The sequence below is a fragment of the Leucobacter sp. UCD-THU genome, assembly GCF_000349545.1.
Taxonomy (GTDB): Bacteria; Actinomycetota; Actinomycetes; order Actinomycetales; family Microbacteriaceae; genus Leucobacter; species Leucobacter muris.
Map to the genome: position 1 here is coordinate 151,697 of NZ_KB714600.1, position 6,294 is coordinate 157,990.

5 protein-coding genes are annotated in these 6,294 nt (G+C 71.1%); 1 reads left to right on the forward strand and 4 read right to left on the reverse strand.

The window, feature by feature from the left end:
• Window positions 1–58: 58 nt before the first annotated feature.
• Window positions 59–544 (reverse strand): Lrp/AsnC family transcriptional regulator, encoded by a 486-nt coding sequence (locus tag H490_RS20145; protein ID WP_017883227.1) that lies wholly within the window; start codon window positions 542–544, stop codon window positions 59–61.
• Between the two features lie 182 nt (window positions 545–726).
• Here H490_RS20145 and ald point away from each other — a divergent pair, with 182 nt between their 5' ends.
• Entirely contained in the window at window positions 727–1,854 is a 1,128-nt protein-coding gene (ald, locus tag H490_RS20150; protein ID WP_017883228.1) for an alanine dehydrogenase, read from the forward strand.
• Between the two features lie 88 nt (window positions 1,855–1,942).
• Here ald and H490_RS20155 read toward each other — a convergent pair whose 3' ends face one another.
• The 3 genes from H490_RS20155 to H490_RS20165 all read right to left on the reverse strand — a co-directional run bounded on the left by H490_RS20155 (window position 1,943) and on the right by H490_RS20165 (window position 6,203).
• Window positions 1,943–3,265, reverse strand: a complete 1,323-nt coding sequence (locus H490_RS20155) for an alkylhydroperoxidase domain protein (protein ID WP_017883229.1) — start codon at window positions 3,263–3,265, stop codon at window positions 1,943–1,945.
• A gap of 176 nt (window positions 3,266–3,441) precedes the next feature.
• Window positions 3,442–5,331 (reverse strand): dipeptide ABC transporter ATP-binding protein, encoded by a 1,890-nt coding sequence (locus tag H490_RS20160; RefSeq protein ID WP_017883231.1) that lies wholly within the window; start codon window positions 5,329–5,331, stop codon window positions 3,442–3,444.
• Entirely contained in the window at window positions 5,328–6,203 is an 876-nt protein-coding gene (locus H490_RS20165; protein ID WP_017883232.1) for an ABC transporter permease, read from the reverse strand. Before H490_RS20165 ends, H490_RS20160 begins: the two co-directional genes overlap by 4 nt.
• Window positions 6,204–6,294 lie beyond the last annotated feature (91 nt).

Here is a 6,294-nt window from a genome sequence, read left to right on the forward strand (position 1 = left end):
GACCGGTCAGGGCAGCGGTTCGGCCGGTCCGGCCGATCAGCGGGCTCGGCCCGCGGACTCAGGCCTGCACGGGGTTCTGGTGATGGCTGAAGACGATGCTCGTGCGGGTGGACGACACCGCGGGGTGCGCCGAGAGGTGCTCCATGACGAAGTCGCGCACGTGATCCGAATCGCGCGCGGCGAGATGGATGATGAAGTCTTCGACGCCGCCCAGGAAGAAGAGCTGCATCACCTCGGGCAGCGAGCGCAGCTCATCGCTCAGCTCGGCGATCCGCTGCCGCGCGCCCGATCGCACGGTGACGCTCACGAGCACCTGCAGCCCGAGCCCCATGGCGCGCGGGTCGACCGAGGCCGTGAAACCCGTGATGATGCCGCGCGAGACCAGGCTGCGCACGCGGGCGATGCACGTCGACGCGGCGACGCCCACCCGTTCCGCCAGTTCGGCGTTCGTGATGCGGCCGTTCGTCTGCAGTTCCTCCACGATCTTGCGGTCGACCTGATCCAGGCTCGCCTCGGGGCGCAGATTCTTCGAATCCTCAGTCATCACAGCTCCGTTTTCGCTCTATTACTCTCCACTTTAGCGACTATTTCCGAAGAGAATTCATGTTTCTTTTACGGAAAGCGAATATACTGCACAATCGGAGACATCCCATGCCGTGATCACGCACGCGAACGATCAACAGGCATACGGACCTACATCGCATTCCGAACACTCTGGAGCAGATCATGCGCGTCGGTATCCCCACCGAAATCAAGAACAACGAGAACCGCGTCGCCATCACGCAGGCCGGCGTCTACGAGCTGGCCCGCCGCGGCCACGAGGTGCTGGTGCAGGCCGGCGCCGGCCTCGGTTCGGCGATCACCGACGAAGAGTACGCCGCCGCCGGCGCCAAGATCGTCGAGAGCGCGGATCAGGTCTGGGCCGACTCCGACATGATCCTCAAGGTCAAGGAGCCCATCGCCTCCGAGTACGACAAGCTGCGCAAGGGTCAGGTGCTCTTCACCTACCTGCACCTCGCCGCCGAGAAGGCTCTCACCGAGGCCGTGCTCGCATCGGGCACCACCGCGATCGCCTACGAGACCGTGCAGCTGCCGAACCGCGGCCTGCCGCTCCTCGCGCCCATGTCCGAGGTCGCCGGGCGCCTCTCGGTGCAGGTCGGCGCCTACTCGCTCATGAAGGCCAACGGCGGCCGCGGCATCCTCCTCGGCGGCGTGACCGCGACCCGTCGCGGCAAGGTCGTCGTGATCGGCGGCGGCGCGGCCGGCGAGCAGGCGGCCCGCATCGCCTACGGCATGGGCGCCGAGGTCACCGTGATCGACATCGCGATCCCCCGCCTGAAGCAGCTCGAGGACGAGTTCAACGGTCGCATCCAGACCCGCACCTCGAACGCGCACAACATCACCGAGGCGCTCAAGGACGCCGACCTCGTCATCGGCTCCGTGCTGATCCCGGGCGAGAAGGCTCCGAAGCTCGTCACCGACGAGATGGTCGCGCAGATGAAGCAGGGCTCGGTGCTCGTCGACATCGCCATCGATCAGGGCGGCTGCTTCGAGAACTCGAAGCCCACCACCCACGACAACCCCACGTTCGAGGTGCACAACTCGATCTACTACTGCGTCGCGAACATGCCCGGCGCGGTGCCCGAGACCTCGACCGCGGCGCTCACCAACGCGACGCTCCCCTACGTGGTCGCGATCGCCGACAAGGGCTGGGTCAAGGCGCTGAACGACGACGCGTCGCTCGCGAAGGGTCTCAACGCGCACGAGGGCGTCCTCACCAACCACGGCGTCTCGCTGGCGTTCCCCGAGCTCGCCTCGGCGTCGCTCGAGGAGACCCTCGCCGCCCAGGCGTAAGCCCGGTCGACGCTCCTGCGCAGTGGGCCCCGCTTCTTCGGAAGCGGGGCCCGCTGGCGTCTGCGGGGAGGATGCGCCCCGTCGGGGCTCAGAGCGTGGGCTCTCCGATCGAGAGCATCAGACGGTTGGCCCAGTTGAAGAACGCGCCCGCCTGGATGACGTCGAGCAGCGAGAGCTCGTCGAGGCCGGCCTCCCGCAGCGCGGCGATCTCGGCGGCGCCGAAGCGCGACGGCGTCGCGGTCAGCGCCACGGTGGCGTCGATGATCGCGTCGAGCCGGGGCGACAGGCGGGCCGAGACCCCCTCGTCGAGCAGGCGCTGCACGTCGTCGCGGTCGGCTCCGTTCTCGCTCGCGAAGCGCGCGTGCACGGAGGCGCAGAAGACGCAGCCGTTGTAGCGCGACGCGGCGGCCGCGGCGACCTCGCGCTCTGCACGGGGCAGCCCGGCATCGGTGTTCGTGAAGATGTCGAGGTCGGTGAGCGTGCGCTCGCGCAGGGCCTCGGGATCGCGCGCGAGCAGCCTGAAGTAGGGCATGTGCACACGGTCGCGCTGCACGAGCGCCTCGTAGTGGCGCTCGGTGAACTCAGCGACGGGCAGCTGTTGCAGCCACGGCTTCCAGCCGAGCACCTGCTGCGTGAACCGCGGCGGTTCCTCGACGCTGGGGGCCTGCGGCAGTCGTCCGGAGGCGCCGGGGGCCGCGGGGGTGGAAGCTCCGTCGGCGCGCTCGCCGGCAGCGCGGGCCACGTCGGCGGCGAGCTCAGGCAGGGACGCCGCCCCCTCACCCGTGCTCAGTTCGCCGAGTCCCTGCACGACCCGCAGCTGGAATGTGAGGAACGAGATCAGTTGCGAGAGCGTGACGACGCCGGTGGTGCTCCAGCCCGCGTCGAGCAGGTGCTGCAGGGGCTCGCGAGCGGCGTCGCGGGGATGCAGCACGAGCAGATGGGCGTGCTCGAGCGCGGCCGAGAGCCGATCGCCGAGGGCGTAGGCGGCCTCGACCGACGACACGCTGTAGACGGGGCCGACGGTGCTCTCGGGTGCGTTCTCGGCTCGGAACGCGCCGTAGGGTCCCGATCCCGCGGCGCGCTCCGCCTCGGCCACGATCAACGGTTCGAGGGCTTCTCCGGCGCCGGCGCCGAGGCCCTTGCCGGTCTCGCGCAGCAGCGCCCCGTAGAACTCGACCGCGGCGGCCTGTCGGTGCAGGCGCGCGACGAACAGGGCGACCGCGGCGCGTTCGGCCAGCGCGACGTGCGAGGTGTCGTCGGGCAGGAACAGCGCTTCGAAGCTGCCCTGGGCGTGCGTGCGTGCCTCCGGTCGCCGCGCGCGGGCCGCGTCGAGGGCGTCGCCCGGGGCGATGCCCGCCAGCGCGTCGATGATGTCGGTGGTCGCGGGTACGGTCGAGGTATTCGATGGCATGAGGGTTCCGTTCGAGAGGAGATGGGATGGACGATCGAACTCGCGCAGCGCCGGTGCGGGATCCCCCGGCGGGTCGCAGCGGCGAGCCGAGTGGCGAAGCGGTGCGCCGACCGGGGATCGTCGGCGCGGGCGTTCTCGAGGGCCGCGTCAGCGGGAGCCTCCGCTGACGCCCTCCCTCAGATCACCCAGTGGCCCGAGGCGAGCGAGGCGCCCGGGATCGCATCGATGAGCCGCTGCGTGTACGGGTGCTGGGCGTTGCTGAAGACCTCCTCGGTGTCGCCGTGCTCGACTTGACGGCCGCGCTGCAGCACCGAGACGGTGTCGCAGATCTGCCGCACCACCGCGAGGTCGTGCGAGATGAACACGTAGGTGAGACCGAGCTCGGTCTGCAACCGCGCGAGCAGCCGCAGGATCTGCGCCTGCACGGTCACGTCGAGCGCAGACACCGCTTCGTCGAGCACGACGAGCTCGGGCTCCACGATGAGCGCTCGCGCGATCGCGACGCGCTGCCGCTGTCCGCCCGAGAGCTCGCGCGGCTGCCGATGAGCGAAGTCGGCGGGCAGCGCGACGAGTTCGAGCGCGTGAGCGACCCGGTCGGCCTGTTCGCCTCGGGATCCGATGTGGAAGTTGCGCAGGGGCTCGGCGAGGGTCTGCCCGATCGAGAGTCGCGGGTCGAGGGAGCCGTAGGGATTCTGGTAGACGAGTTGGGTGGTGCGGCGGAACTCGCGCAGGGCGCGACCGCGCAGCGCGGTGACCTCGAGCGGGTCGCCCGCTGCTGAGGCGATGGTGCCGACGGCAGCGGCGTCCGGTGCGGCGTCCGTGCCGTCGGCGCCATCGGCGCCGTGCACGGCGGCAGCGCCACCCCCGACGGAGTCCCGCGCGGAAGCAGCGCCACCGGCGCTCCGCACGACAGTAGCGCCACCGGCTCCGGCGTCGATGCGGATGCTGCCCGCCGTCGGCTTGGCGAAGCCCGCGATCGCGCGGCCGGTGGTGGTCTTGCCCGACCCCGACTCCCCCACGAGCGCGTGCGTGGTGCCGCGCGCGACGGAGAACGAGACGTCGTCGACGGCCACGAAGGCGTTGGCGCCGTGCCCGAACTCCTGCCGCAGCCCGCGCACCTCGAGCAGCGGACCGGGGGCGGCGGACGAGGGCTCGGCGGTCGAACCAACCTGCGCCCCGCCTGAAGCCTGGGCTCCGAGCGGAGCCTGCGCACCGAGCGGGCGCTCCGAGACCGCGATGCTCTCGCGTTCGACGACGCGTCCGAACGAGGGTGCGTCGTGCATGAGCCGCTTCGTGTACTCCGACTCGGGCTGCGCGAGCACGCGGTCGCTGGGCCCCGACTCCTGCACCTCGCCCCCGCGCATCACGACGACGCTGTCGGCGCGATCCGCGGCCACCGCCAGGTCGTGCGTGATGAACAGCACACCCGTGCCGGTGTCGCGCCGCAGCGTGTCGAGCAGGTCGAGCACGGTTCGCTGCACGGTGACGTCGAGCGCCGAGGTGGGCTCGTCGGCGATGATCAGCTCGGGGTTGTTCGCGATGGCGGCAGCGATCAGCACGCGCTGCCGCATGCCGCCCGAGAACTCGTGCGGGTACTGCCCGGCGCGGCGCACCGGGTCGTCGATGCCGACCTGGTCGAGCAGCGCGAGCACGCGGTCGCGCGCCTCCTCGCGGCTCGGCCTGCCGTGGATGCGCAGCGACTCGCTGATCGAGCGCCCCACGGTCTTCACCGGGTTGAGCGAGTTGCCGGGATCCTGCGGGATCAGCCCGACGCAGCGGCCGCGCAGGTCCTGCCACCGCCGTTCGGAGAGGCCGACGAGCTCGGTCGTTCCGAGGCGGCGCTCGTTGAGCTGGATCGAGCCGCGCGAAATGCTGCCGTTCGAGGCGAGCAGGCCGATCACCGACTGGGCGACGGTGGTCTTGCCCGACCCCGACTCGCCGACCACCGCCGTGACCTTGCCGGCCTCGACGTCGAAGCTCACGCCGCGCACCGCGTCGACGTGGCCGCGGCGGGTGCGGTACTGCACCGCGAGATCGCGGATGCTGAGCAGCGGCTGCTCGCTCATACTCGTCCTCCTGAGCTGATGGCCTGGCTGAGACGGTTGGTGGCGACCACGATGAGCACCACGACGAGGCCGGGCAGCGTCGTCAGCCACCAGGCGGTGGCGACGTAGTTGCGCCCCTCGGCGATGAGCAGCCCCCACTCGGGGGTGGGGGGCGGCGCGCCGTAGCCGAGGAAGCCGAGGGTGGAGATCTGCAGGATCGCGGATCCCAGCTGCAGAGCGGCGAGGGCGATCACGGGCGTGAGCGAGTTCGGCAGCACGTGCCGGCGCAGCACGCCGAGGAAGGTGCCGCCGGATCCGTATGCGGCCTCGACGAACTCGCTCGCCCGCACGCTCATCACCTGCGAGCGCGACAGTCTCGCGAATACCGCGACCGATGTCACGCCGACCGCGATCGCCGCGTTCGCGGTGCCGAAGCCGAGCAGGATCACGATGCTGAGCGAGAGCAGCAGGGTGGGGATGGCGAGCAGCACCTCGACGAGACGCATGAGCACGTCGTCGATCCAGCCGCCGACCGCGCCCGCGGACACTCCGATGAGGGAGCCGAACACGAGCCCGACGAGCACGGCCAGCAGCGCGGCCGAGATCGACTCGGAGGCGCCGTACACGACGCGCGAGAACAGGTCGCGCCCGGTGGCGTCGGTGCCGAACCAGTGCTGCGCGCTCGGCGCCTGCAGCGCGGGCGCCACGGTCTCGGTGGGGCTCTGCGAGGTGAAGATGCCGGGGGCGACCGCCCACGCGAGGGCGACGAGCAGCACGAGGAGCGGCAGGATCAGGCCGGGCCGCAGCAGGGACCTCCAGGATCCGGCGGCGCGCGCGGCGCGGGGGGATCCGCCTGCGGGGCCGAGCCCGGTGGCGGTTTCGACGGCGGTCATCGCTGGGCTCCGGAGGGTCGGTGGCGGTCGGGGGTCGACCGGGCAGGGGGCACGGCGCCCGGATCGGTTTTCGAAGCGCTTTTCGGGCTCG

What these genes read in the sequence shown, in the direction of transcription:
- ald (WP_017883228.1), top strand. Translation starts at nt 727, where the DNA reads ATGCGCGTCGGTATCCCCACCGAAATCAAGAACAACGAGAACCGCGTC.
- H490_RS20145 (WP_017883227.1), bottom strand. Translation starts at nt 544, where the DNA reads ATGACTGAGGATTCGAAGAATCTGCGCCCCGAGGCGAGCCTGGATCAG.
- H490_RS20160 (WP_017883231.1), bottom strand. Translation starts at nt 5,331, where the DNA reads ATGAGCGAGCAGCCGCTGCTCAGCATCCGCGATCTCGCGGTGCAGTAC.
- H490_RS20155 (WP_017883229.1), bottom strand. Translation starts at nt 3,265, where the DNA reads ATGCCATCGAATACCTCGACCGTACCCGCGACCACCGACATCATCGAC.
- H490_RS20165 (WP_017883232.1), bottom strand. Translation starts at nt 6,203, where the DNA reads ATGACCGCCGTCGAAACCGCCACCGGGCTCGGCCCCGCAGGCGGATCC.